Raw genomic sequence first — 845 nt, forward strand, 5'->3', positions numbered from 1 at the left:
ATGTCGTTATCGGAGATAAGTTAGGCGATCAGATTTCGGTTCAGAATTGTAATAATATCCTTACGGAGCAATTCTATGAGTTGCATCAGGAGTTTGAGCTTGGGGGCAAAGGCTAACAAAGCCAGGCAATGAAGCTACGGGCCTGTGGCCCTCCGCGGGACAGCTTACCTTGTGCACCTTTTGCGCAGGTCGCTGCGCTCCCATTTTCGCGCAAAACGCGCACAAGGTAAGCTGCCCCTGCTGGCGGCGTTAAGAGTAGTTAGAGAAAAGTACGATGGATGAATCGTCAAAGTCAGCATATAGACATCTTGGGTTAACTGGATATGCTGCTATTCAAGGTATTTCGTCAGGTCTAAAGGTAGGAGCTATACATATCGGATCGGCGAGACACCTAAATAAGTCTATAAAATTAATAAATTTATTGTCTGAATGGCTTGGTAAGCTCATGGATGCAAACGTCAATGACTTTGTAGATTTCAACGAGAAAGATTTTTGGGCGGAGCACAAAACAATCTGTGAAGCCTATGTCGGCTATAACATAGAAACTTACAAAGCTGTTTACGAGGACAGCTTGTCCCATTGCCGTGGTAACTCTTAACAATCACAGGCAGTATGCTCCGGCCCTTCGGCCCTCCGCGGGACAGCTTACCTTGTGCACGTTTTGCGCAGGTCGCTTCGCTCCCATTTTTGCGCAAAAAGCGCACAAGGTAAGCCGCCCCTGCTGTGGGCGTTAAATGTCATCGTATTATGAGCTGCATAAACATTGAATCAGCCTTGTTTATTTCGTTTGGCGTTCTTCTGGCCGCGACAAACTTCTCTTCTTGGCGTATGCAAAAACATGTATT

Annotated in this window: 1 protein-coding gene; it reads left to right on the plus strand. The window is 46.4% G+C overall.

Annotated features, from left to right (window positions below; all coding sequences use genetic code 11):
- The first annotated feature begins 274 nt into the window (after nt 1-274).
- On the plus strand, nt 275-598 hold the full coding sequence (locus tag KUV22_RS17205) for a hypothetical protein (protein ID WP_222233011.1): 324 nt from the start codon (nt 275-277) through the stop codon (nt 596-598).
- The last annotated feature ends 247 nt before the right edge of the window (nt 599-845 follow it).

Source organism: Microbulbifer agarilyticus (assembly GCF_019800665.1).
Classification (GTDB): domain Bacteria; phylum Pseudomonadota; class Gammaproteobacteria; order Pseudomonadales; family Cellvibrionaceae; genus Microbulbifer; species Microbulbifer agarilyticus_C.

Coding starts and splice junctions, on each gene's coding strand:
- KUV22_RS17205 (WP_222233011.1), top strand. CDS start 275: ATGGATGAATCGTCAAAGTCAGCATATAGACATCTTGGGTTAACTGGA.